Raw genomic sequence first — 24742 nt, 5'->3', positions numbered from 1 at the left:
GCGGTGCAGAGCGCCTACCGCTCCTACGACACCTAGGTCAGCGTCTGGGCGGGATGGGTGTCTTCGCGCGGGTAGGGTGGAGCGGGTGGAGCGAGGGGGCACAGAGAGGTCTCACGGGTCGGCGGCTCGGCGGGGGACCGGGCTCGGGAGCAGGGGAAGCCGCTATGTCACCAGGCGGGGGTGGGAGATCCGTCAGACGGGCCTCCGAAAGCGCTCTGAATAACAGTACGGTAACGAGCGGCGCGTGTCACGCCCGATCGTGTCCGTCTGTGATCGCTAGACTGCCTAGGAAGTGGTCCCCGGTGCGTAATCGGGCGCATCCGGAAGGCCGAAGGCGCGCTCGAGCGTCTCGATGCCGGAGTCGTGCAGGTACCCGGAGAGCTGGGTCCCGACGTACCGCAGGTGGTACGGCTCCGACTCGTACCCCGTGATCGGAGTGGCGTCGGGCTTGTAGCGCACGAGGAAGCCGAAGCGATGGGCGTTGGCGCCGACCCACTGCCCCTCCGGAGTGTCGCCCCAGCAGATCTCGAGCGCGCACGCGCCCGACGCTCCCACCACGTCGACCGCCCAGCCGGTCTGGTGCTCGCTGTGCCCCGGGCGCGCACTCGTCGCATCCGCTCCCGCCTGCCCGCGCGAGGACACCCAGCCCGCGTAGACGCTGACCTGGGTGTCGTAGGAGCGGTAGGCGCTCTGCACCGCCAGCGAGAGGCCGGCCTCGGAGCGGGCGGCGGCGAAGAGCGGGACGAGGGCGTCCGCGGTCGCCTGGCGCATCGGCTGCCGGTTGACGTAGGGCACGTCGGGGAAGGTCAGGTCGGCGGGGACGTAGTCGACCGGCGCGAGCGTCCGCAGCTTGTTGACGACGACCCAGGTGCTCGCCGGGTCGTCGACGGACTGCGCGGTGAGGTCGATCCCGGAGGCGGTGGGAGTGGGTGTGGGAGTCGGAGTGGCGGTCGGCTCCGCTGTGGGCGCCGAAGTGGTCGCGGCGGCGGAGGGCGACGGAGCGGGCGGCGCCGTCGAGGGGGTCGGCGAGGGCGCCGGCGCTCCGTTCCCGATGGCGGCTCCGACCCCCAGCGCGGTCAGGCCCGCCGCGGCGGCCACACCCCCGATGACCAGGGCTCGGCGGCGGACGGGGCGCCCATCGGTCGGCTCGTTCTCGTTCGACGTCATCCTCCGAGCCTAGACAGACCCGTTCCTGCGCATCTGCTGAAGCACCGGCGATCGGTTCTGTCCACCCGTGCCCCTCCACGCGGGTCGCGCATATCCTCTAAGGATTCACATAAGCAGACCCCCTAGCTTGAGTGACAGCCACGACTCCGTGTGCGACCGCCCCCTCGGCCGCACGGCCCCCCACGGAGCCGTCGATGGAAGGACCCCATGCTCCGACCCCTCACCGCACCCTCCGTCCCTCTCGCCGCCCTCGCTCGGACGCTCGAGATCGGCGACGAGGGCGGCCTGACGGCCGAGATCAGCGGAGTGACGCTGATCGCCTCCGACGTCGAGCCCGGCGACCTCTTCGTCGCCCTGCCCGGGGTCAACCGCCACGGGGCCGAGTTCGTCGAGCAGGCCGTGGCCCGCGGCGCCTCCGCCGTGCTGACCGACACCGCGGGCGCCGATGCCGCGCGCGCGACGGGTCTGCCCGTCCTCGTGGTCGACGACCCCCGCTCCCGCCTGGGCGCCGTCGCCGCCGCCGTCTACGGGACGGCCGAGCGCTCCCCCGTGCTGCTCGGCGTGACCGGCACCAACGGCAAGACGTCGACCGTCCACATGCTCGAGGGGATCCTCCGCCAGCTCGGCGTCGTGCCCGGCCTCAGCTCGACCGCTGAGCGTCACATCGGCGACACCTCGGTGACCAGCGGCCTGACCACCCCGGAGGCGACGGAGCTGCACGCGCTCGTCGCCCGCATGGAGGAGGAGGGCGTCGGCGCGGCCGCGATCGAGGTCAGCGCCCAGGCGCTCACCCGCCACCGCGTCGACGGCGTGGTCTTCGACGTCGCGGGCTTCACGAACCTCAGCCACGACCACCTCGACGACTACGGCGACATGGACACCTACTTCGGCGAGAAGGCCCAGCTGTTCCAGCCCGATCGCGCGCGCCGGGCCGTCGTCTCGCTCGACTCCCCCGCGGGCGCGCGCCTCGTCGAGGTCGCCGGCGTGCCGGTCACCACGATCACCTCCCTCCCGGGCGTCGACGCCGACTGGACCGTGACGGTGCTCGAGCAGGAGTTCGGCCGCACCCGCTTCCGGATCGGCAACCGCGAGGGCCGTGCCATCACGACCTCCGTCCCGATCATCGGCACCCACATGGCCGCCAACGCCGGGCTGGCGATCGTGATGCTGATCGAGTCCGGTCGGCCGATCGGCGAGATCCGCGCCGCGCTGCACCGCGACGGCGGAGTGGACGCCTCCCTCCCCGGCCGCACCGAGCGCGTCTCGGGCGAGCGCGGCCCCACGGTGTACGTCGACTTCGGCCACAGTGCCGACGCCTTCGCCCGCACCCTGGAGGCCGTCCGCGAGGTCACGCCCGGCCGAGTGATCATGGTGTTCGGAGCCGACGGCGACCGGGACGCGCTCAAGCGCCCGGCGATGGCCGAAGCCGCCGTCGTGGGCAGCGACGTGCTGGTCGTGACCGACCACCACCCGCGCTTCGAGGACCCGGCCTCGATCCGGCGCACCCTCGTCGACGCCGCCCGCGCCGCACGTCCGGACGCCGAGATCCACGAGGTCGACGACCCCAAGCGCGCCATCCGCGTCGCCGTCTCCCTGGCGCACGAGGGCGACGCCATCCTCTGGGCCGGTCCCGGGCACCAGAACTACCGCGACATCCTCGGCGTGCGCACGCCGTACTCGGCCCGAGCCGAAGCCCGGGCAGCGCTCCGTGAGGCCGGCTGGGCGGACGAGGCGGTCCCCGCTCCGGCCTGATGCACGGCCCCGGCACGGCGGCCCTGAGATCCCGTTCAGGCTCGCCGGACGCTCTGTCGCGCTCTCCGCACGCGGTGTAACTTTGCGCAGCACGCAACGTTTGCGGCGGATCGCCGTGCCTGGACGCGTCCGCCAGACAAGGGGACCACCGTGGCCGACTCCGCCTCCGCTCCATCCGCTCCGACCTCGACGCCGTCCGGCGCCGTGATGTCGCACCGGCAGATCCTGTTCGTCATCTTCGGGCTGATGGCGGGGATGTTCCTCTCCTCGCTCGACCAGACCATCGTCGGCACCTCGATGCGCACCATCGCGGACGACCTCGACGGCCTCTCGCAGCAGGCGTGGGTGACCACCGCCTACCTGATCGTCTCGACGATCGCGACGCCGATCTACGGCAAGCTCTCCGACATCTTCGGACGCCGCCCGCTCTACCTGATCGCGATCGTGCTGTTCCTGATCGGCTCGACGCTCGCCGGCTTCTCGACCTCGATGCTCGGCCTCGCGGGCTTCCGCGCCGTGCAGGGCCTCGGCGCCGGCGGACTCATGTCGCTCGCGCTCACGGTGATGGGCGACATCCTGCCCCCGCGCGAGCGCGCCAAGTACCAGGGCTACTTCCTGGCCGTCTTCGGGATCTCCAGCGTCGTCGGACCGCTCATCGGCGGCCTGCTCGCCGGCACCCCCGAGATCCTCTTCATCACCGGCTGGCGCTGGGTCTTCCTGATCAACCTCCCGATCGGCGCCGTCGCGCTCTTCATCGTCGTGCGGTTCCTCCACCTGCCCAAGCCCGCCGGCAAGCGCTCGGTGCGGATCGACTGGTGGGGCGCCTCCCTCGTCGTCATCGCCGCGGGACCGCTGCTGCTGATCGCCGAGCAGGGCCGCGAGTGGGGCTGGGGCTCGCCGATCGCGTGGGTCTGCTACATCGTCGGCGCACTGGGCGTCATCGGCTTCATCGCGGCCGAGCGGATGATGGGCGACGACGCGCTCATCCCCCTCAAGCTCTTCCGCTCGCCGACCTTCTCGATGGCGACCGTGCTGGGCGTCCTCGTCGGCTTCGGCATGTTCGGCGGCATGATGGCGATCCCGCTGTACCTGCAGCTGGTGAACGGCGCCACGCCGACCGAGTCCGGCTTCCTGATGCTGCCGATGATCCTCGGCCTGATGATCGCCTCGATCGTCTCGGGTCAGATCATCTCGCGCACGGGCCGCTACCGCGCCTTCCCGATCGTCGGCACCTTCCTGATGTCGGCCGCGTTCTTCTACTTCACCTTCGTGACGATCGACAAGCCGGTGATCTTCATGATGGGCGGGATGCTGATGCTGGGCCTCGGGCTCGGGCAGATGATGCAGACCCTCACCCTGGCCTCGCAGAACTCGGTCGACGTGGCGAACATGGGAGTCGCGACCAGCGCCTCCACGTTCTTCCGCCAGATCGGCGGCACCCTGGGCACCGCCGTGATCTTCTCGGTGCTCTTCAGCCGCATCCCCGACACCATCGCCGCAGCCTTCAAGAACCCGGCGCTCGCGGCGGATCTGCAGCGGGCCGTCACCGACCCCGCCGTCGCCGCGGACCCGGCCAACGCCGGGATCCTGAAGCTGCTGCAGTCGCAGGACACCGCCGCGATCGGCTCCGCGCTCGACGGGGACACGTCGTTCCTGAACACCGCGGACCGCGCCCTGTCGGCCCCGTTCCTGACCGGGTTCAACGACGCGACCGTGACCGTGTTCCAGGTCGCGCTGGGCGTGGTCCTGCTGGCCTTCGTGCTCTCGTGGTTCCTCAAGACCCCGCCGCTGCGGGCGAAGTCGGCCATGCAGGAGGCGCACGACCTCGCGGCCGAGGACAGCGCGGAGGAGCTGCGCCGCACGGACCCGCAGCTGGCCGCGCGCGCCGGGGCCGACCTGGCCGCGGGCAGCATCGAGCCGGACGTCCGGACGGACTCGATCCGCACCGCTCCTCCCCGCGACGGGCACGGCGCCCACCGGGCCTGATCGGGAAGCGCCGACCGGCCCGCGTCCTGCGCTCCGCTCCTCTCCTCCGAGGCGCCGCCTCCGCCGCCCGGACACCGCCCTCACCGCGGTGTCCGGCCGGGGAGGCGGCGCCTCGCGGTCGTCCGGGGCGCAATGTCCCGCGTTCCGGGGCGAGAGAGCGCTCCACCGGGGCTCTAGGATGGTCGGACCGCTGCCGAAGGAGTCCGCAATGAGCGCCGCCCCCACCCCCTCCCCCGCGACCCCGAGCCTCTCGGAGCAGATCGCCCGCGCCGACCGGCTCGCCGTCCGCGACTGGCCCGCCGGCTTCCTCTGGGGATCCGCGACCGCCGCCGCCCAGATCGAGGGCGCCGGCCACGAGGGCGGCAAGGAGGACAGCATCTGGGACGCGTTCTCCCGCGTCCCCGGAGCGGTCGCGAAGGGCGACACCCCCGAGGTCGCGGTGGACCACTACCACCGGATGCCCGCGGACGTGCGGCTGATGAAGGAGCTGGGGCTCGGCTCCTACCGCTTCTCGGTCAGCTGGGCGCGCGTGAAGCCGGGCGACCGCGCCGTGAACCCCGAGGGCCTCGACTTCTACTCCCGCCTGGTCGACGAGCTGCTCGGCGCCGGCGTGCTGCCGTGGCTCACCCTCTACCACTGGGACCTCCCGCAGGCCGTCGAGGAGACCGGCGGCTGGGCGAACCGCGACACCGCCGAGCGCTTCCGGGACTACGCCGAGGCCGTCTACGAGAGCCTCGGCGACCGGGTGCAGCACTGGACGACGTTCAACGAGCCGTTCTGCTCGACCCTGCTCTCCTACGGCGCGGGCGTGCACGCCCCCGGCGTGATCTCGCAGCAGAAGGCCCTCGCCGCCGTGCACCACACGCACCTCGCCCACGGGCTGGCCGTCTCGACGCTCCGGCAGCTCGGAGCGCAGAACCTGGGCATCACGCTCAACCTCTCGAACGCCGTCCCCGACGACCCCGAGGACGAGGCCGACCTCGACGCCGCACGCCGCTTCGACGCGCTCCAGAACCGGATCTTCCTCGACCCGCTGCTGCGCGGCGAGTACCCCGAGGACCTGCTCGAGGACGTCGAAGGGCTCGGGCTCGACGAGCTGATCGTCGACGGCGACCTCGATCTCATCTCGCTCCCGCTCGACTTCCTCGGCGTGAACCACTACCACGACGACAACGTCTCGGCGCATCCGCTGCCGGCCGGAGCCGACGACTTCGCCCAGGCGACCGACCGCGAGGTCGGCTCCCCCTGGGTCGGCTCCGAGTTCATCACCTTCCCGTCGCGCGGTCTGCCGCGCACCGCGATGGACTGGGAGGTGAACCCCGACGGGCTGCGCTACCTGCTGACCCGCCTGGGCCTGGAGTACGAGAACCTCCCTCCGCTCTACGTGACCGAGAACGGCGCCGCCTACGACGACGTCGTCGAGGACGGCCGCGTGCACGACGCGGACCGCACGCAGTACGTGCTCGACCACGTCGAGAAGGTCGCCGACGCGATCGACCAGGGCGCCGACGTCCGCGGCTACTTCGTCTGGTCCCTCCTCGACAACTACGAGTGGGCCTGGGGCTACGAGAAGCGCTTCGGCATCGTGCGCGTCGACTACGACACGCAGGAGCGGATCGTGAAGGACTCGGGCCTGGTCTACTCCCGACTGCTCGGCGGCAGCGCCGCGGCAATCCTGGACTGACCCGTGAGCGAGCCGACGGGCGTCCGCGGCGGGGGCCGCTCCCCCACCCTCGAGATGGTCGCGGCGCGGGCCGGAGTCTCGCGCGCGACGGTCTCGCGGGTGGTCAACGGAGCCCCGCAGGTGGCGGCCGAGATCGTGGCCGCCGTCGAGAAGGCGATCGGCGAGCTCGACTACGTGCCCAATCACGCGGCGCGGATGCTCGCCTCGCGGCGCACGCAGTCGATCGCGCTGATCGTGCCGGAGTCGACCGCGCGCGTCTTCGCGGACCCGTTCTTCGCCTCGATCGTGCAGGGCGCCGCGATGCGCCTGGCCGACACGGACTACACGCTCTCGATGCTGATCGCGTCCGAGACGGACGGCGAGAAGACGCGGCGGTACCTGCTCGGCGGCAACGTCGACGGCGCGCTCGTGGTATCGCACCACTCCGGCGACCACTCCTACGCGGCGCTCTCGGGCACGCTGCCGATCGTCTTCGGCGGCCGACCGCTCTCGCCCGACGAGCGCGGCTCCTACTTCGTCGACGTGGACAACACGGAAGGGGCGGCCGTCGCCACCGCGCACCTGATCGAGCGCGGCCGGCGCCGGATCGCCACCATCGCGGGCCCCGCCGACATGCCGCCGGGCGTCGACCGCCTGATCGGCTGGCGCGGAGCACTCACCGACGCCGGCCTCGCCGACGACCTCGTCGAGTGGGGAGACTTCTCGCCGGCCAGCGGGACCGAGGCGATGCGCCGCCTCCTCGCCCGCGACCCCGACCTGGACGGCGTCTTCGCCGCGAACGACCAGATGGCGGTCGGCGCCTACGCCGCCCTCCGCGAGGCCGGCCGCCGGATCCCCGAGGACGTGTCCGTCGTGGGCTTCGACGACGATCTCTTCGCGCGGAACGCCGTCCCCGCGCTGACCACGGTGCGCCAGCTCCCCGACGAGCTCGGCGCCCGCATGGTGGAGCTGCTGACCGCCCGCATCGAGGGGCTCCCCGTGGAGCACCGCACGCTGATGCCGACGTCGCTGGTCATCCGCGCCAGCAGCTGACCCCGGCCCGCGACTGTCCAGGAGTCGTCGCAGTCGACGCCGAGTGCGACGACTCCTGGACAGTCGGAGAACTCCACGTGCTCGATCGGATGCGGACGGGCGAACGGATCCGGACGGTGAGGCGGACGCGGGCGGCGGGGCGGGGATGGACGAGCGGGTCGATCCGTCGACGAGGTGCATCACGGTCGCCAGCCGTGGGCCACGAGAGCGGCACGGAGCTCGGCGATCGTGCGCGCCCTGCCCCGGGTCAGACCCTCCGCGCGGACGACCACGACGATCCAGCCCGCGAGGTGCAGGGCCAGGAGCCGTTCACGATCGCGTGAGAACTGCGCGTCGTCCGTCCGGTGCTGGCCGCCGTCGTACTCCGCCACCACCTTCCACCGTTCGAAGACCAGATCGCCGACCGCGAGCAGTCGGCCGCCGATCCTGATCTCGGCGTTCACGTCGGGCGCGGGCAGTCCCGCCTCCTCGACGAGAGCGCGGAGCCAGGTCTCCCTCCGCGAGGCGGCTCCGGTCGATGCCAGCCGCAGAGCCTCAGCCAGGCCGCGTCGGCCCCGGCCCCGATGGGAGGCCAGGCGGTCCTGCAGCTCGTGAAGCCGGACATGGGGACGCGGATCGTCCCGGCGCGGGTAGCGCGGCTCGAACAGGAGGTGGTCCGTCGCCGCGAGGAGATCGCGGGCGGACAGCAGTGGCGCGAGCGCGATCCACGTCGACACCGCTCCTGTCACCGGCAGGCCGTGCCGCTCGACCCTGTCCGTCTCCGTGAGGGTGTGGCCGATCACACCCCGGGTCCTGGGGGGCCGGTGCGGCATCGTCGCCGCCACGTGGATCGGATCGTCCTCGCCGGGTCGCGCCGGGAGCGGCACTCCCCAGGCTTCGGCCGCGGTCAGGTGGGAGAAGAGCTGCCAGGGCCGCAGCCGCGGCAGATAGGCGGCGGCTCGTTCCAGGTGCGTGACGGGCGCCACCCGGGTGCGCACTCCGTGGAAGGGGCTGGCCAGGGCGGGAGTGCGCAGCCGGGCGTCCGTCATCCCGGCGCGGAGTGCCGCTCGCCGGGTGAAGGCTCCGAGGTCGGTGCTGGACATGCCGCGATTCTGGCGGTCCGTGATCCTCGTCCGACTCCCGCGATCCGCATTCTGTGGACGAACCCCTGATCCCGCACCTGGGGAGGCGCGCCTCCCACCACGACTGTCCAGGAGTTGTCGCAGTCGGCGTCGAGTGCGACAACTCCTGGACAGTCGGAGCGATCGATGTCGAGTGCGACACCTTCTGGACAGTGGGAGCCGGCTGGTGCGCAGGAGTCGCGGGGGTGGCGAGCGAGGACGGCGACGTCTGAGGAGTCGAGAGGGCCCGCGTCAGAGGAAGAGCGGCGCCGGGTCGAGGGCGGCGAAGCGGCGGCGCATGACGGCGACCGCGTCGGCGTGCTCGTCGACGAGGACGAAGCGGCGGCCGAGAGCGTGCGCGACGGCGCCGGTCGTGCCGGAGCCGGCGAAGAAGTCGAGGACGGCGTCGCCCTCGCGGCTGGACGCCTGCACGATGCGGCGGAGGATCCCCTCCGGCTTCTGCGTCGGGTACCCGGTCTTCTCGCGGCCTGTCGGCGAGACGATCGTGTGCCACCACACGTCGGTCGGCCGCTTGCCGCGCTCGGCCTTCTCGGGGGTCACCAGGCCCGGGGCCATGTACGGCTCGCGGTCTACAGCGGCGGAGTCGAAATGGTAGCCGCGCGGGTCCTTCACGTAGACGAGGATCGTGTCGTGCTTGGTCGGCCAGCGGCGCGTGGCCTTCGCTCCGTAGTCGTAGGCCCAGATGATCTCGTTGAGGAAGCACTCGCGGCCGAAGAGCGCGTCGAGCAGCACCTTCGCGTAGTGCGCCTCGCGGTAGTCGAGGTGGAGGTAGAGGGTGCCGTCGTCGGCGAGCAGCCGCCACGCCTCGGCCAGACGCGGCTCGAGGAACGACCAGTAGTCGTCGAAGCGGTCGTCGTAGCGGAGCAGGTCGCCGCGGATCCGCTCGTAGCTGCGCCCCTTGAAGCCGGCGATCGTGCCGGTGGTGGAGCGCACCGATGTGGTCGAGGTGCGCACCTGCGCCCGGCCCGTGTTGAACGGCGGGTCGAGGTAGACGACGGTGAAGGCCCCGTCGGCCAGCTGCGGCAGGACCTCGAGGTTGTCGGCGTGGAACACCGCGCTCCGCGACTCCGGGACGCCGTCCGCGATCTGGATCGTCCTGGGCACCCGGCAATTGTGCCAGTGCGCGCGAGCCCGGCGACACGCTCCGCGCCTCGCGCCCGCGCTCGACGGGTGCCGGGGAGGCTCCGGCGTAGAGTGGCGCGATGATCTCCGAGGTGCGCCACGACGAGGACTCGTCCCGCTACACGCTCTGGCTCGACGGCGAGACCGTCGGAGTCGCGGACTACGCCGTCCGCGGCCGCGACGTGGTCTTCCTCCACACCGAGATCGCGCCCGAGCACCGCCACGAGGGCCTCGGCGAGACCCTCGTCGAGGCGGCCCTCGACGACGCGCACGAGCGCTTCGGCGGGCGCATCGTCCCGGCCTGCCCGTTCATCGCCGAGTTCATCGCCGAGCACCCGGACTACCAGGAGCTCCTCGCGAGCTGAGGGGCGCCCGCCGGACCGGCCCGCCGCGTTCCGCTCCGGGTCCACGCGCCGGCGACCGCCGCCCCGGACCCGCCGGTCAGGGGACGCGCCGCAGCCACTCCGGAGTCGAGTACTTCGTCCGCACCAGCTCCTCCGCCGCCGCGTACTCCTCCTCGGTCAGCGTCCCCGCCTCGCCGCCGTGCAGCTGCACGAAGGTCGCCTTCATCCGCTCGATGATCTCGGCTCGGCTGAGCCCGGTCTGGCTGCGCAGCGGGTCGATGCGCTTCACGGCGGAGGCGATGCCCTTGTCCGAGAGCTTCTCGCGGCCGATCCGCAGCACCTGCACCATCTTCTCGGCGTCGATGTCGTAGCTCATGGTCACGTGATGGAGGACGGCGCCGGAGCCCAGGCGCTTCTGCGCGGCGCCGCCGATCTTGCCCGAGGGCGAGGTGATGTCGTTGAGCGGCTGGTAGACCGCGTCGATCCCGAGCGACTGCAGCGCGCTGACGGCCCACTCGTCGAGGAAGGCGTAGGAGTCGGCGAAGGTCAGCCCCTGGACGAGGTCGCCGGGGACGTAGAGCGAGTACGTGACGACGCTGCCCGCCTCCATGAACATCGCGCCGCCGCCCGAGATGCGGCGGACCACGTCGACGCCGTACTTCGCCGCGTTGTCGAGGTCGACCTCGTTGCGGAGCGACTGGAAGCTGCCGATGACGACGGCGGGCTGGTCCCACTCCCAGATCCGCAGCGTCGGCTCCCGGCGGCCCTCGCCGACCGCGGCGGTCAGCACCTCGTCGAGCGCCAGGTGGGTCGCGGGAGGGACGGCCCGGTCGTGCACGATGCGCCAGTCGTAGTCGCGCCAGCTGGTCGCCTTCTGCAGCGAGCGGCGGATCGCGACCGCGACGGCCTCGGGCGTGAAGCCGAGCAGGACCGCGTCGGCCGGGAGCGCCTGCCGGATGGCGGCGGCGATGGACTTCGCGTCCGTCTCGGCCGGGAGGCCCACGACCGCGCGATCGATGTCGTCGAGGGCCGTGTCGGGCTCGAGGAAGAAGTCGCCCGCCAGGCGGAACCCGGCGAACCTCCCGTCGACCACGTCGAGGTCGACGACCACGAGCTTTCCGCCGGGGACCTTGTACTCGCCATGCATGACGCCAGCCTAGGCGCGAGCCGGGGCGGGGAAGCGCTCGCCCAGCCACTCCACGAGATCGGCCGTGACCTCGGCCCGGTTGAGCTCCTGGAACAGCTCGTGCCGCGCCTCCGGGTACACCCGCACCGAGACGTCCGTGTACCCGGCCCGCCGCCGGTAGGCCTGGGCGAGCGCGCGCACCGACCGCTCGCCGCCGAGGGTGTCGTCGGCGCCCACGACCAGCAGCAGGGGCAGCGGATGCTCGGGCCCGCGCTTCGGGCGGCCGACCAGCCGCAGGGTCTCGACCAGCCCGATCCGCTTCGCGAGCGGCGTGGTGAAGGTGAGGGGGTCGTCGTGGAAACGCTGCCAGACCTCCGGGTCGCGGGAGAGCCACTCGAGGCCGAGACCGCCGGCGACGCGGTGCCGCTTCGCCAGGTTGCCCGCGTTCATGTGCCCCGGGAGGCGGTAGGCCGTGCCGCTCAGCACGAGCGCGGCGTAGGCGCCGGAGTGGTGGTCGACGATCCGCTGCGCCATGAGCGACCCCCAGGAGTGGCCGAGCAGCACGATCGGCACTCCCGGGCTCTCCTCCGCGAGCAGCTCCGTCAGCCGGAGGATCGCCGCCTCGGTCGCGCGCAGGCCGCCCGGCCCCAGCAGTCCGAGCCGGGAGGAGTCGCCGCCGTGCTGCTCGAGGCCGGTCCGGCCGTGCCCGCGGTGGTCGTCCGCCGCGACCGCGTACCCGGCGGCGACCAGCGCCTCCGCCAGCTCGACGTAGCGCCCCGAGTGCTCGCCGACCCCGTGGGCCAGCTGCACGATCGCGCGGGGCGAGGGGTGCGGCCACCAGCGGTAGTGGATGACGACGCCGGAGGCGTCCTGGAAGGTCCTGTCGACAGCGGCGCCGGTCATGGTGACCAGTGTGGCGCTCCGGCCGCTGGGCGCGAGGGACCCGCGGAGAACTGAGAAGATACTCACGATCCATCGGCGGGCACCCTGCTCGTCACGGTGCCTCGCTACCTTTTCCCTTGACGAGCGACCCCCGCGACCGTCCCCCGACCCCCCCCTTCACGAGCGAGGCCAGCCCCTTCATGACCGTATCGCCCCTGATCTGGACCCTGACGATCGTCTTCATCGTCCTGCTCCTGCTCTTCGACTTCTTCTTCCACGTCCGGAAGGCCCACGAGCCCACGCTGAAGGAGTCGTCGATCTGGTCGGCGCTCTACGTCGGCATCGCCGTGCTCTTCGGGCTCGGCGTCCTCGTCTTCGGCGGAGCGACGCCCGGATCGGAGTACTTCGCGGGGTACATCACCGAGAAGGCCCTCTCGGTCGACAACCTGTTCGTCTTCCTCATCATCATGGCGAGCTTCAAGGTGCCCCGCGCCGACCAGCAGAAGGTGCTCCTCTTCGGCATCGTCTTCGCGCTGATCGCCCGCACCGGCTTCATCTTCCTCGGCGCCGCACTGATCAACTCGTTCGCCTGGGTCTTCTACATCTTCGGCCTGATCCTGCTGCTGACCGCGTTCAACCTGGTCAAGCCGGGCGACGACCACTCCAGCGACAACGTGATGGTGCGCCTGGCCAAGCGGATCTTCAAGACGAGCGACCAGTACGACGGCGACAAGTTCTACACGCACATCGACGGCAAGAAGGTCCTCACGCCGATGATCCTCGTCATGGCGGCGATCGGCGGAACCGACATCCTGTTCGCCCTCGACAGCGTGCCGGCGATCTTCGGCCTCACCAGCGACGTGTACCTCGTCTTCACGGCGACCGCGTTCTCGCTGCTGGGCCTGCGCCAGCTGTACTTCCTCATCGACGGCCTGCTCGACCGCCTCGTCTACCTCAGCATCGGCCTCGCCGCGATCCTCGCCTTCATCGGCGTGAAGCTGATCCTGCACGCGCTCCACGAGAACAACCTGCCGTTCATCAACAACGGCGAGCACGTGGAGGTCTTCGAGATCGGCACCGGACTGTCGCTCTCGGTCATCATCGGCGTCCTCGTGATCACGGTGATCGCCTCCCTCGTCAGCCCCAAGGGCCGCCGCATGGCCGCCGAGGCCGCCGAGCGCCGCCGCGTGGCCGAGGCCGCGGGCGCGGACGTCGACGCGACGCACTGAGTCGTCCTGTGCGCCGCGGAGCGGCGCACCGCGGTCGGCTCCCCTAGGCGGTCGGGTCCCGGAGAGCGGGTCCCGACCGCCTAGGACGATCCGCTGACACGCGGATCCCCCGTTCGGCTCGACCGACCGCCGCGAAGCGGCGCACCGCAGTCGGCTCTCCTAGGCGGTCGGTTTCCCGAGAGCGGGTCCCGACCGCCTAGAACGATCCGCTGACACGCGGATCGCTCGTTCGACGGGCCGTCTCGTGCGCCGCAGGGCGGCGCACCGCAGTCGGCTCCCACGGGCGGTCGGGTTCCCGAGAGCGGGTCCCGACCGCCTAGGAGGATCCGCTGACACGCGGATCCCCCGTTCGGCTCGACCGAGCACCGCACGCCGGTGCTCCGCAGTCAGCTCCCCTAGGCGCTCAGGTCCCCGAGAGCGGGTCCCGACCGCCGAGAACGTCCCGCCGGCTCGATCGCGGACTCCGCTCGCGGAGGGTCAGCGGGCGCGGTAGCGGTGCTCCGGGCGGCCGGTGGTGCCGTAGCTGAGGGTCATCTCGACGAGGCCGCGGCCCGCGAGACCCGAGAGGTAGCGCTGGGCGGTGGCACGCGAGATGCCGGCGCGCTCGGCCACCTCGAGGGCCGACAGCTCGGCGCCCGACTCGGCCAGACGCGCCAGGACGAGCTGCTCGGTCGCCGAGCGCGAGGGCTGCGCGGCGGTCGCGTCGCCCGAGTGCAGGATGCGCAGCGCCCGCTCCACCGCCTCCTGATCGGCCGCGCGGTCCTCCCGCAGCACGTTCCGGAACCGCACGTACGCGTCGAGGCGCTCGCCGAGCAGGCGCGCCTCGAACGGCTTGATGAGGTACCCGAGCGCCCCCGCGTGCAGGGCGCGCCGCACCGTCGCCCCGTCGGAGGCGGCGCTCACGATGAACGCGTCGGTGTCGAGCTCGCGGAGCAGCGCGATCCCGCTCTGATCCGGCAGGTGCACGTCGAGCAGCAGCAGATCGGGCGCGTGCTCGGCGACGGCCGCCCGCGCCGCGCGCGCCGTGTGCACCGGAGGAAGGGCCGTCAGCCCCTGCCGCGCCTCGACCAGGTCCGCGTGCAGCTGCGCGACCCGGAAGTCGTCGTCCACCACCAGCACCGTGCGCTCCCGCGCCGTGTCCGCGCTCATGACCCGTCCCCGTCCTGCTCCGGCGGCAGCACCGCTCCGGGGAGGCGCGCGCACAGCACGGCCCCCGACTCCGCTCCGCCGGCGTCCGCCAGCCAGACCTCGCCGCCGCGGCGGGCGGCCACCTCACGGCACAGCGGCAGGCCGAAGCCCCGACCGTGCACGCGTCCGTCGTCCTCGACGGGGTCGCCCGCGCCGGCCCGGTCGAACAGCGAGTCCGGATCGAGCACTCCGTCGCCGGAGTCGGCGACCGTCACGAAGAGCGCGTCGCTGTCGTCGAGCAGCTCGACCTCGACGAAGCGCACGTCGCGCCGCCCCTCGACCGCCGCGCGCACCGCGTTGTCGACCAGGTTCCCGACCACCGTGGCGACGTCCTCCGGCTCGACGACGGTGCCGCGCACCAGCGTCTCCTCACCGAGCGTCAGCAGCACGCCGCGCTCGGCCGCCTCGATCCCCTTCGCGCCGACGAGCGCCTGGAGGTACGGCTCCTGCAGCCGGTCGGCGTGCTGCACCGGGTACTTGAGCGGGCCGCGGGTCAGCACCTCGTCGAGGTAGTCGCGCGCCGACGCGGTCCGCCCCGCATCCAGCAGGCCCGCGACCACGTGCAGGCGGTTGGCGAACTCGTGCCGCTGCACCCGGAGCGCGTTGGTCATCGCGCCGACCGCGTCGAGGCGCCGGCTCAGCGCGGCGAGGTCGGTGCGGTCGCGCAGCACCACCACCACGCCCAGGTCGCGGTCGCCGCGGGTCACCCGGCGGATGTCGACGTAGACGATGCGGGAGCGGACGACGAAGCCCTCCTCGCCTCCGGGGCGGGGCGGCTCGACGGAGTGCAGCGCGGCGCCGATCGCGTCGGCCAGCGGAATGGGCAGGTCGAGCTCCGCGAGCGGCCGCCCGTGCAGCGCCCGGCCGGTCGGGTCGTCGGAGCCGAGGATCGCGGCGGCCCGCGCATTGCAGACGCCGACGCGCCCGTCGCGGTCGAGCGCGAGCACGCCCTCGTCGACCCCGTCGAGCACGGCGGCCTGGTCCTGCACGAGCGAGGTGAGCTCCTCCGGAGCGAGGCCGAGCGTCAGGCGCAGCAGGCGGCGGCGGATGAAGACGGAGGCGACGGCGGCGAGCACCAGCCCGGCGAGCGCCGCGGCGAGGACGCCGAGCAGCGCGGTCGGCAGGTCGGTGAAGACGCTGGAGCGCGCGAAGCCGATGCTGACCTCGCCGACGACCCGCTGCTCCCCCTCGGCGAAGACCGGGACCTTGGCCCGTGCCGACTCGCCCAGCGTGCCGGTGCCCCACGAGACGCTCTCGCGCCCGGCGAGCGCCTCGTCGGGGCTCGTCGAGACCCGCTCGCCGAGGCGGTCCTCGTCGGGGTGGGCGAGGCGGATGCCCTGATCGTCGGTGATCACGACGAAGAGCGCGCCGGTGCGCTGCTCGACGGCGGCGGCGACGTCCTCGAGCGGTCCGCCGCGCAGCTCCGAGGCGGCGGGCGCGCCGGGCACCGCGGAGGACTCGGCGACCGCGTCGCGCACGTCGGGGTCCTCGGCGACGGTGCGGGCGATGGCGAGCGCCGTCCCCTCCGCCTCGCCGCGCAGCTGCTGGACGCTGAGCGCGGTGACGAGGCCGGCGCAGACCAGCACGGCGGCCGACACCGTGGCGAGCTGCAGGACCAGGACGTGGGTCGCGAAGCGCATCGGGGCCTCCTCGCCGTCGTCGTGCGCAGAATGCGCAGAAGCCACACTATGCGCAGATGTCGCCGTAATGAGCGATACCCCGGCGCCGGACGCGGAGCTGCCTAGGGTTTCCACCATCTCCCGGCCGGCTCTCCCGCCGAGCGCGGGCGGAGGCACTGGACGAAGGAGTCAGCTGTGTTGGTAGTACTCGGTTTCACCATGATCCTGGCCTTCATGGCCCTGATCATGACCAAGCGGCTGACGCCGATGGTCGCCCTGATCGTCGTGCCGACGATCTTCGGCCTCTTCGCGGGCGCCGGCATCGGCATCGGCGACATGGTCCTCGAGGCGATCGGCAGCCTCGCGCCCACGGCAGCGCTGCTGATGTTCGCGATCATGTACTTCGGGATCATGATCGACGTCGGGCTCTTCGACCCGCTGATCCGCTTCATCGTCCGCGCGCTCGGCGACGACCCGGCGAAGGTCGTGCTCGGCACGGCGCTGCTCGCCGGCGCGGTCTCGCTCGACGGCGACGGCTCGACCACCTTCATCGTCACCACCGCCGCGATGCTCCCGATCTACCTGCGCCTGGGGATGAACCCGGTCGTGCTGACCTGCGTCGCGGGCCTGGCCAACGGCACGCTCAACATCGTCCCCTGGGGCGGACCGACGGTGCGCGCCGCCGCGGCCCTCCAGGTCTCGCCGAGCGAGATCTTCGTGCCGATGCTCCCCTCGCTCGCGGTGGGCCTGGTCGTCACGCTCGTCTTCGCCTGGTTCCTCGGGCTCGGCGAGCGCCGCCGCCTCGGCTCGCTCGCGCTGGCCGAGCCGATGCTCGAGCAGGAGCTCGTCGGCGCCGGCCGCGGCTCCTCCTCCCGCTCGGGCGGCGCCCGCACCGGCGGCCTCGCGGCGCTGACCGGGGGCATCCGCACCGTCGCCCGGGAGCGCTTCTCCTTCCTCCGCGGCCCTCAGGCCCTGCGCGGAGCCCAGGTGGCGGTCGCCGCCCGCGTGCAGGCCGACGACGCAGACACCGCGATGGCCGACACGATGCTCGACCCCGAGCGCGAGACGCTGCGCCCGAAGCTGATCTGGGTGAACCTGGTCCTGACCCTCGCGGTGATGACGCTGCTGGTCGCCGACATCCTGCCGCTGCCCTACGTGTTCATGGTCGGCTCCGCGGTCGCCCTCCTGATCAACTTCCCGAAGATGAAGGACCAGGCGGCCGAGATCGTCAAGCACGCGCCGAGCATCGTGGGCGTCGTGTCGATGGTGCTGGCGGCCGGTGTGCTGATCGGCGTCCTCAACGGCACCGGCATGGTCGACGCCATGGCGGAGTGGGTCGTCGCGGTGATCCCGCCGGCGCTCGGACCGTTCCTCGCCGTGATCACCGGCGTGCTCAGCATCCCGATGACCTTCTTCATGTCGAACGACGCGTTCTACTACGGCATCCTCCCCGTGCTCTCCGAGAGCGCGGCGAACTACGGCATCTCGCCGGTCGAGATGGCGCGTGCCTCCATCACCGGGCAGCCGGTGCACCTCCAGAGCCCGCTGGTCCCGGCGATCCTCCTGCTCGTCTCCCTCGCCGCGGTGAACCTCGGCGACCACCACCGCAAGGTGCTGTGGCGAGCGGTCGTCGTCTCGCTGGTCATGCTCGCCGTCGGCGTGCTGGTCGGCTCGATCCCCTTCGGCTGAGGTCGGCGGAGCGGAGCGCCGAGCGATCGGAACGAGGACGGGACCTTCTGCTGCGGCGGGGGTCCCGTCCTCGTTCCGCGGCTCGGTCCCGCAGCCCGCGCTAGCGCAGCAGCGGCGCCAGGTTCTCGGTCCAGACGTCGGAGCCGACCTTGAGGATGAGGGCGCCGACCACGACGAGGAACGCGACCCGGATGAAGCGGCTGCCACGAGCGACGGCCATCCGCGAGCCGAGGTACGCGCCCGCCACGTTGGCGGCGCCCATCAGGAGGCCCAGCAGCCAGATCACGTGCCCGCCCGGCACGAAGTAGAGCAGGGCGCCGAGGTTGGTCGCGACGTTGACGATCTTCGCCTTGGCGCTGGCGAGCAGGAAGTCGTAGCCCAGCGCGGTGATCAGGGCGATGATCAGGAAGGTGCCGGTGCCCGGTCCGATCAGGCCGTCGTAGAAGCCGATCAGGAGTCCCAGCACGGCCGCCGTGACGAGGTGGCGCCGGCCCGCGTGCTTGAGCACCGTGACGCTGCCCAGTGCCGGGCGGGCGATCGTCACGACGGCGACCACGATCAGCGCGACGACGATGATCGGCTTGAACACCGCGGCCGGGAGGAGGCCGGCGAGCGTCGCGCCTCCGTAGCTGCCCGCGAGGGCGACCGCCGCCATCGGCAGCGCGGTGCGCAGATCGGGCTTCGCGCGCCGGTAGTAGGTGATCGCGCTGGTGGTCGTGCCGAAGATCGAGGCCAGCTTGTTCGTGGCGAGCGCCTGCACGGGCGAGATCCCCGGCACGAGGAGCAGGGCCGGGAGCTGGAGGAGGCCGCCGCCGCCCACGACCGCGTCGATCCAGCCGGCCGCGAAGGCGGCGAGGATCATCAGCGCGAGGACGGGGAGTCCGAGATCCTCTGTGAAGGTCAGCATCGGTCGGAAGCGTACGCGAGCACCGCGACCCCCTCGACCTCGGGGGCGGGCCGCCCTAGGGTCGGCGGCATGCGATTCGGACTCTTCATCCCCCAGGGCTGGCGCCACGACCTCGTCGGCGTCCCGGCCGCCGACCAGTGGCGCACCATGAGCGACCTCGCCCGGCACGCCGACGACGGCGCCTGGGAGTCGATCTGGGTCTACGACCACTTCCACACCGTCCCGCAGGTGACGGAGGAGGCGACGCACGAGGCGTGGTCGCTGATGAGCGCGTTCGGCGCCACCACGTCGCGCGTGCGGCTGGGCCAGATGTGCACCTGCATGGGCTACCGGAACCCCGCCTACCTCGCCAAGGTCGCGACGACCGTCGACATCGTCTCGGGCGGGCGGGTCGAGATGGGCATCGGCGGCGGCTGGTATGAGCACGAGTGGCGCGCGTACGGCTACGGCTTCCCGCCGATCGCCGAGCGGCTGGGCCGGCTCGACGAGGGAGTGCAGATCCTGCAGCAGGCCTGGACGACCGGGTCCGCGACCCTCGACGGCCGCTACTACCAGGTGGACGGCGCGCAGAACCGGCCGCTGCCCCTGCAGGAGGGCGGCATCCCGCTGTGGGTCGCCGGCGGCGGCGAGAAGGTCACGCTGCGGATCGCGGCCCAGTACGCGCAGTACACGAACTTCGCCGGGACCCCGGAGGCGTTCGACCACAAGAGCTCGGTCCTCCGCGGGCACTGCGAGCGCCTGGGCACCGACTTCTCGGCGATCACCCGGAGCTCGAACTACAACGTCGTGATCGGCGAGACGGAGGCGGAGGTCGAGGCGGCGCTGCAGCGTCTCGAGGAGCGCGTGGTCCCGTACCTCGGCGCGGAGGGAGCGGCGTCCTTCGTCGCCGAGTACCGCAACCCCGGCGCGCTCGCGGTCGGCACTCCCTCGCAGATCGTCGACCGGCTCGCCGGCATGCAGTCGCGCGGGATGGACTACGGCATCCTCTACTTCCCGGAGGCCGCCTACGACCGGTCCGGCATCGAGCTGTTCGAGCGCGAGGTGCTGCCGGCGCTCTCCTGAGCGCGGAGCGGCGGGGGCTCCTACGCCTCCCGCCCCCCGCCCGCAAGTCCTTGGGGCGTCCCGGCCCCGCGCCTACGGTCGGAGCATGGACGCACAGGACATCCGCTGGAACGACGAAGCCCGCGACAAGATCCTCGAGGACTCGGACAGGGTCCTCCGCGAGGCGGTGCTCGACCTCGCGACGAGCAAGAAGGGCGAGCCCTGGGAGGACGTGTTCGCCGAGCTGAACGCGCGCCTCAAGGATCGCTTCATCGACTTCGAGCCCGGCCCGGACCTCCGCAAGTACGCCGAGGCCGTCTCCGCCGGGGAGATCGAGACCGGCTCGTGAGCGAGCACGACCGCGACGCCGCGCTCGAGGACGAGATCACCTCGATCCACGCCCTCGGCGAGGGCCGCGTCGGCGAGACGGCCGGCCCGGAGGACGAGGACCACGAGCTCTCGCCCGAGCAGGACGCCCGCATCGAGTCCGAGCTGAAGAGCCGGGGCAGCGAGAGCTGATCCCCCCGGTACGCGGAAGGCCCGCTCCCCCTCGAGGGAGCGGGCCTTCCGCGTGAGTCGCGACTACGCCGAGAGGGGCTCGTAGTCGGTGTAGCCCTCGGCTCCTCCGCCGTAGACCGTCTCCTGGACGACCTCGTTCTCGGGGTGCCCGCCCTGCCAGCGCTCGACCAGGTCGGGGTTGGCGATCGCCGGGCGCCCGACGGCCACGGCGTCGGCGTGGCCCTCGCTGATCAGCTCGGTCGCCTCCTCGCGGCTGGTCGGCGAGCCGAAGCCGCTGTTGGCGATGAAGACGCCGTCGAAGCGCGAGCGGAGGTCCTGGACCAGCTCGCCGGCGGGCTCGGCGTGCAGGACGCTGAGGTAGGCCAGGCCGAGCGGGGCGAGCCCGTCGACGACGGCCTCGTAGGTGGCGCGCACGTCGTCGGCGTCGGTCTCGACGACGTCCTGGATGTTGTGGGCCGGCGAGAGGCGGATGCCGACGCGGCCCGCTCCGACCTCGTCGACGATCGCGCGGGTGACCTCGAGCGGGAACGCGGCGCGCTCGGCCGGGGTCCCGCCGTACTGATCGGTGCGCACGTTGGAGACGGGCGAGAGGAACTCGTGCAGCAGGTAGCCGTTGGCGCCGTGCACCTCGACTCCGTCGAAGCCGGCGTCGATCGCGCGGCGGGCGGCGGCGACGAACTCGTCGCGGACGGTCGCCAGCTCCTCGGTGGTCAGCGCGTGCGGCACCGGGAAGGGCTTCTTGCCGGAGGGGGTGTGCACCTCTCCGTCGATGGCGACGGCGCTCGGGGCGACGATGCGGTCGGTGCCGGTGATCTCGGTGTGCGAGACGCGGCCCGCGTTCATCAGCTGCATGACGATGCGCCCGCCCGCGGCGTGCACGGCGTCGGCGACGGCGCGCCAGCCCGCGGCCTGCGCGTCGGTCTCGATGCCGGGCTGCCCGGCGTAGCCCTTGGACTCGGCGCTGGGGAAGACGCCCTCGCTGATCAGCAGGCCCATGCTCGCGCGCTGGGCGTAGTACTCGGCGACGATCGCGCCGGGCACGCCCTGCTCGTCGGAGCGCAGTCGCGTCATCGGTGCCAGGACGATGCGGTTGGGGAGGTCGAGGTCGCCGGCGGTGAGGGGGGAGAACGGATCCACGGGATCGCCTTTCTACGGAGCTGTCTCAGGGGGCTGCCCTGAGCGGGGAGGCACGTGCACCTGCGGCGCACTCCGGGCGGCAACCGCGAGCGGAGCACGGTCATTCCTCCTCCCGGCGTTCTCCCATCCCCCGCGCCCCGGGCACGCGGTCGACGGCCTGCCGCCTCCCGACTCCTGCTCGGACATCCGGGCTGTCTACACTCGGGAGGCGACGACGAAGGAGTGTGCGCGATGCCGGCGAGACCCCACCACCCCGTGAGCTCCCGGCTGCTGCCGGCGCTCGCGGCCCTCCTGATCGCCGCGGTCCTCGCGCTGGTCCCCGCGACCGCGGCGACGGCCGAATCGCCCGTCTCCTTCTCCTCCTCCACCGTCCTCGACTCGGTCGGGGTGCTGAGCTCCGGAGAGACCGCCGAGATCGAGCAGGCCTCGCGTGCCCTCTACGACCAGCACCGCGTGCAGCTGTTCGTCACCTTCGTCGACTCCTTCACGGATCCGTCCGACCGCGCCGCGTGGGCGGACGAGACCGCGACCCGCAACGGACTGGGCACCGACGACGTCCTCCTGGCCGTCGCGGTCGACGCCCGCCAGTACCAGGTGTCGGTCGCGCAGGGCTTCGCCCTCGACGACGCGCAGGTCTCCTCGCTCCAGTCCGACGACATCGAGCCGAGGCTCGCCGACAGCGACTGGGCCGGAGCCGCGGTGGCCGCCGCCGACGGGATCGGGCAGCGCCTCGACGCGCCCAGCGCCGGCGAGTCCCTCGGCTCGGGGCTGCTGATCGCGCTCGGCGTGCTCGCGGCCCTCGTCGTGGTCGGCCTCGTGGTGCTGCTGCTCGTCCGCCGCGCGCGGAAGCGCCGCGCCCAGGAGGCGGTGGAGGCCTCGATCGACGAGCTCGCCACCCGTGCCGGATCGGCCCTCGTCCACGCCGACGACGCCGTCCGCACCAGCGAGCAGGAGGTCGGCTTCGCCGAGGCCCAGTTCGGCGCCGACGCGACCGGCGCGTTCCGCGAGGCGCTCGTCACCGCGAAGCGCCTGCTCGGCGAGGCCTTCACCCTGCAGCAGCGCCTCGACGACGCCGAGCCGGAGACCGATCAGGAGCGCCGCGACGGCTACCAGCGCATCCTCCAGCTCTGCGCCGACGCCGAGCAGACGCTCGACGAGCGCGCGAGTGCGTTCGAGGAGCTGCGCGACCTCGAGAAGAACGCGCCGCAGGTCGCCGCCGCGCTCTCGGCTCGCGCCGCCGAGGTCGGCGACCGCCTCCCCTCGGCCCGCGCCCGCCTCGCCGAGCTCGCCTCCCGCTACGCGCCGACCGCGATCGACGACGTGGGCGACGACGCCGACCAGGCCGAGGACCGCCTCCGCTTCACCCGCGACCAGCTCGCCGGCGCCCAGCAGGCGCTGCAGGCCGGCGACTCCGGCCGCGCCGCCGTGCTGCTGCGCGCCGGGCAGCAGGCCGCCGAGCAGGCCTCCGGGCTCGTCGACGCGGTGGCGACGCGCGGCGACGAGCTGCAGAAGGCGGAGGCGTCGCTCGCCGGCCGCATCGCCGAGATCCGCGCCGACGTGGCGCAGGGACGAGCGCTCGCCGCCTCCCAGGACGCGGAGTCCGCCGCCCAGGCGCAGAACGTCGCCGCGGCGGTCGCCTCGACCGAGGCCGCCCTCGACGACGTCGAGCGCGCCACCTCCGTGCGGCCGAACGACCCGCTCGCCCTGCTCGAGGCGCTCACCGCCGCCGACGCCACGATCGACGCCGCCGTCGGCGGGTTCCGCGACGCGCAGGCCCAGCGCGAGCGCGAGCGGGCCGCCCTCGGCGCCGAGCTCACCTCCGCCCGCAGCCGCGTCTCGGCCGCCGAGGACTTCATCGCGGCCCGCCGCGGCGCGGTCGGCTCGGAGGCGCGCACCCGCGTCGCCGAGGCCGCCCGCTCGGCCGAGTACGCCGAGCGCATCGCCGCCACCGACCCCCGCGAGGCTCTCGCCTCCGCCCAGCGCGCTTCGCAGCTCGCCCAGCAGGCGCTCGAGCGGGCGCGGGCCGACGCCGGCTCCTACTCCGCCCCGAACGCCGTCGGCAGCCCCTACGGAGGCGACACGACCGGCGCGTTCCTCGGCGGGATCCTGGTCGAGTCACTCCTGGGAGGCGGACGCCGCAGCGGCTACCGCTCGGGCGGCTTCGGCGGAGGCGGGTTCAGCGGCGGCTTCGGCGGAGGCGGCTCGTCCCGGCGCTCCGGCGGCGGCGGCTTCGGCGGCGGGCGCAGCAGCGGCGGAGGCGGACGACGCGGCGGCGGCGGGCGCTTCTGAGCGCCCCCGGGCATCCGCGCACGACCGACGACCACCACCTCCCCCACGACTCCGGCACCACCTCCGACATCCGGCACCACCCACGACGCAAGGAGAGACACCCATGGCTCAGAGACAGTCGATCTTCGGCCGCATCGCGCAGCTCGCGAAGGCCAACATCAACGCACTCCTCGACCAGGCCGAGGACCCGCAGAAGATGCTCGACCAGATGGTCCGCGACTACACCGACAGCATCCGCGACGCCGAGGCGGCGATCGCCACCACGATCGGCAACCTGCGCCTGCTCGAGGACGACTACCGCGAGGACGTGCAGAACGCCCAGGAGTGGGGCGGCAAGGCCCTCGCCGCGAGCCGCAAGGCCGACGAGCTGCGCACCGGCGGGAGCGCCGGCGACGCCGACAAGTTCGACGCGCTGGCCAAGGTCGCTCTGCAGCGCCAGATCCAGTCCGAGAAGGAGGCGAAGGACGCCGAGCCGACCATCGCCTCGCAGACCGAGGTCGTCGACAAGCTCAAGTCGGGCCTGAACCAGATGCGCGAGAAGCTGCAGCAGCTCTCGAGCAAGCGCGACGAGCTGATCGCGCGCTCGAAGACCGTCGAGGCGCAGAGCCAGGTCCAGGACGCCGTGAAGAGCATCGACCTGATGGACCCGACGAGCGAGGTGAGCCGTTTCGAGCAGAAGATCCGCCGCGAGGAGGCGCGCGTCCGCGGCGCGGAGGAGCTCGCCTCCTCGAGCCTGGACGCGCAGTTCGAGTCGCTCGAGGACCTCGGTGAGATGACCGAGGTGGAGGCGCGCCTCGCCGCGCTCAAGTCCGGCCGCCCGCAGGACTCGATCGGCTCCTGAGCCCGTGCGCCTCCGGCGGTCCTGCCGGAGGCGCACTCCCCCTTCCCGACACGCGCGGAGCGAAGGC

21 protein-coding genes are annotated in these 24742 nt (G+C 72.6%); 12 read left to right on the top strand and 9 right to left on the bottom strand.

The window, feature by feature from the left end:
- Positions 1-285: 285 nt before the first annotated feature.
- Entirely contained in the window at positions 286-1167 is an 882-nt protein-coding gene (locus C5C30_RS04840) for a D-alanyl-D-alanine carboxypeptidase family protein (protein ID WP_104226215.1), read from the bottom strand.
- A gap of 207 nt (positions 1168-1374) precedes the next feature.
- On the opposite strand from C5C30_RS04840, the gene C5C30_RS04835 reads away from it, so the two are divergent.
- The 4 genes from C5C30_RS04835 to C5C30_RS04820 all read left to right on the top strand — a co-directional run bounded on the left by C5C30_RS04835 (position 1375) and on the right by C5C30_RS04820 (position 7621).
- Positions 1375-2919 carry a Mur ligase family protein gene (locus tag C5C30_RS04835; protein WP_104333272.1) on the top strand — a complete coding sequence of 515 codons (1545 nt, stop codon included), beginning with the start codon at positions 1375-1377 and terminating at the stop codon, positions 2917-2919.
- A gap of 207 nt (positions 2920-3126) precedes the next feature.
- Complete coding sequence (locus tag C5C30_RS04830; protein WP_104246965.1) at positions 3127-4905, top strand: MDR family MFS transporter; 1779 nt, start codon at positions 3127-3129, stop codon at positions 4903-4905.
- A gap of 208 nt (positions 4906-5113) precedes the next feature.
- On the top strand, positions 5114-6589 hold the full coding sequence (locus C5C30_RS04825; RefSeq protein WP_104327321.1) for a GH1 family beta-glucosidase: 1476 nt from the start codon (positions 5114-5116) through the stop codon (positions 6587-6589).
- A 54-nt stretch (positions 6590-6643) separates the two neighbouring features.
- On the top strand, positions 6644-7621 hold the full coding sequence (locus C5C30_RS04820; protein WP_104233173.1) for a LacI family DNA-binding transcriptional regulator: 978 nt from the start codon (positions 6644-6646) through the stop codon (positions 7619-7621).
- Between the two features lie 179 nt (positions 7622-7800).
- On the opposite strand, the gene C5C30_RS04815 is transcribed toward C5C30_RS04820, so the two are convergent.
- Together C5C30_RS04815 and C5C30_RS04810 are read right to left on the bottom strand one after the other, a co-directional pair.
- The gene (locus tag C5C30_RS04815; protein WP_104226212.1) at positions 7801-8703 is read right to left on the bottom strand and encodes a hypothetical protein; all 903 of its coding nucleotides are present in this window, start codon (positions 8701-8703) and stop codon (positions 7801-7803) included.
- Between the two features lie 270 nt (positions 8704-8973).
- Positions 8974-9846, bottom strand: coding sequence for a site-specific DNA-methyltransferase (locus C5C30_RS04810; protein WP_104225160.1), 873 nt, complete (start codon positions 9844-9846; stop codon positions 8974-8976).
- A gap of 98 nt (positions 9847-9944) precedes the next feature.
- Here C5C30_RS04810 and C5C30_RS04805 point away from each other — a divergent pair, with 98 nt between their 5' ends.
- Entirely contained in the window at positions 9945-10229 is a 285-nt protein-coding gene (locus C5C30_RS04805) for a GNAT family N-acetyltransferase (RefSeq protein WP_104333271.1), read from the top strand.
- Between the two features lie 76 nt (positions 10230-10305).
- On the opposite strand, the gene C5C30_RS04800 is transcribed toward C5C30_RS04805, so the two are convergent.
- Entirely contained in the window at positions 10306-11355 is a 1050-nt protein-coding gene (locus C5C30_RS04800; protein ID WP_104333270.1) for a biotin/lipoate A/B protein ligase family protein, read from the bottom strand.
- Positions 11356-11364: 9 nt separating this feature from the next.
- The gene (locus tag C5C30_RS04795; protein WP_104333269.1) at positions 11365-12237 is read right to left on the bottom strand and encodes an alpha/beta fold hydrolase; all 873 of its coding nucleotides are present in this window, start codon (positions 12235-12237) and stop codon (positions 11365-11367) included.
- 179 nt (positions 12238-12416) lie between these two features.
- On the opposite strand from C5C30_RS04795, the gene C5C30_RS04790 reads away from it, so the two are divergent.
- Positions 12417-13445, top strand: a complete 1029-nt coding sequence (locus C5C30_RS04790; protein WP_104223866.1) for a TerC family protein — start codon at positions 12417-12419, stop codon at positions 13443-13445.
- A gap of 477 nt (positions 13446-13922) precedes the next feature.
- Here C5C30_RS04790 and C5C30_RS04785 read toward each other — a convergent pair whose 3' ends face one another.
- Positions 13923-14594, bottom strand: a complete 672-nt coding sequence (locus C5C30_RS04785; protein WP_104262727.1) for a response regulator — start codon at positions 14592-14594, stop codon at positions 13923-13925.
- Complete coding sequence (locus tag C5C30_RS04780; protein ID WP_104333268.1) at positions 14591-16273, bottom strand: sensor histidine kinase; 1683 nt, start codon at positions 16271-16273, stop codon at positions 14591-14593. Before C5C30_RS04780 ends, C5C30_RS04785 begins: the two co-directional genes overlap by 4 nt.
- A gap of 198 nt (positions 16274-16471) precedes the next feature.
- On the opposite strand from C5C30_RS04780, the gene C5C30_RS04775 reads away from it, so the two are divergent.
- The gene (locus tag C5C30_RS04775; RefSeq protein WP_104333267.1) at positions 16472-17941 is read left to right on the top strand and encodes a CitMHS family transporter; all 1470 of its coding nucleotides are present in this window, start codon (positions 16472-16474) and stop codon (positions 17939-17941) included.
- A gap of 100 nt (positions 17942-18041) precedes the next feature.
- Here C5C30_RS04775 and C5C30_RS04770 read toward each other — a convergent pair whose 3' ends face one another.
- The gene (locus C5C30_RS04770) at positions 18042-18848 is read right to left on the bottom strand and encodes a TSUP family transporter (protein WP_104223862.1); all 807 of its coding nucleotides are present in this window, start codon (positions 18846-18848) and stop codon (positions 18042-18044) included.
- Between the two features lie 69 nt (positions 18849-18917).
- Between C5C30_RS04770 and C5C30_RS04765 the strand changes: the two genes are divergently transcribed.
- The 3 genes from C5C30_RS04765 to C5C30_RS17560 all read left to right on the top strand — a co-directional run bounded on the left by C5C30_RS04765 (position 18918) and on the right by C5C30_RS17560 (position 20408).
- Positions 18918-19910, top strand: a complete 993-nt coding sequence (locus tag C5C30_RS04765; RefSeq protein ID WP_104333266.1) for an LLM class F420-dependent oxidoreductase — start codon at positions 18918-18920, stop codon at positions 19908-19910.
- Positions 19911-19995: 85 nt separating this feature from the next.
- Positions 19996-20238, top strand: coding sequence for a hypothetical protein (locus C5C30_RS04760; RefSeq protein ID WP_068251275.1), 243 nt, complete (start codon positions 19996-19998; stop codon positions 20236-20238).
- On the top strand, positions 20235-20408 hold the full coding sequence (locus tag C5C30_RS17560; RefSeq protein WP_160035225.1) for a hypothetical protein: 174 nt from the start codon (positions 20235-20237) through the stop codon (positions 20406-20408). The genes C5C30_RS04760 and C5C30_RS17560 overlap by 4 nt, the downstream gene beginning before the upstream one ends.
- Before the next feature lie 63 nt (positions 20409-20471).
- On the opposite strand, the gene C5C30_RS04755 is transcribed toward C5C30_RS17560, so the two are convergent.
- Entirely contained in the window at positions 20472-21545 is a 1074-nt protein-coding gene (locus C5C30_RS04755; protein ID WP_104238614.1) for an alkene reductase, read from the bottom strand.
- Positions 21546-21776: 231 nt separating this feature from the next.
- On the opposite strand from C5C30_RS04755, the gene C5C30_RS04750 reads away from it, so the two are divergent.
- Positions 21777-23834 carry a TPM domain-containing protein gene (locus C5C30_RS04750; protein WP_104333265.1) on the top strand — a complete coding sequence of 686 codons (2058 nt, stop codon included), beginning with the start codon at positions 21777-21779 and terminating at the stop codon, positions 23832-23834.
- A gap of 103 nt (positions 23835-23937) precedes the next feature.
- Positions 23938-24675 (top strand): PspA/IM30 family protein, encoded by a 738-nt coding sequence (locus C5C30_RS04745; RefSeq protein ID WP_104223858.1) that lies wholly within the window; start codon positions 23938-23940, stop codon positions 24673-24675.
- The last annotated feature ends 67 nt before the right edge of the window (positions 24676-24742 follow it).

The organism is Rathayibacter sp. AY2B5 (genome assembly GCF_002931645.1).
Taxonomy (GTDB): Bacteria; Actinomycetota; Actinomycetes; order Actinomycetales; family Microbacteriaceae; genus Rathayibacter.
This window is presented reverse-complemented; position numbering and strand designations above follow the sequence as displayed.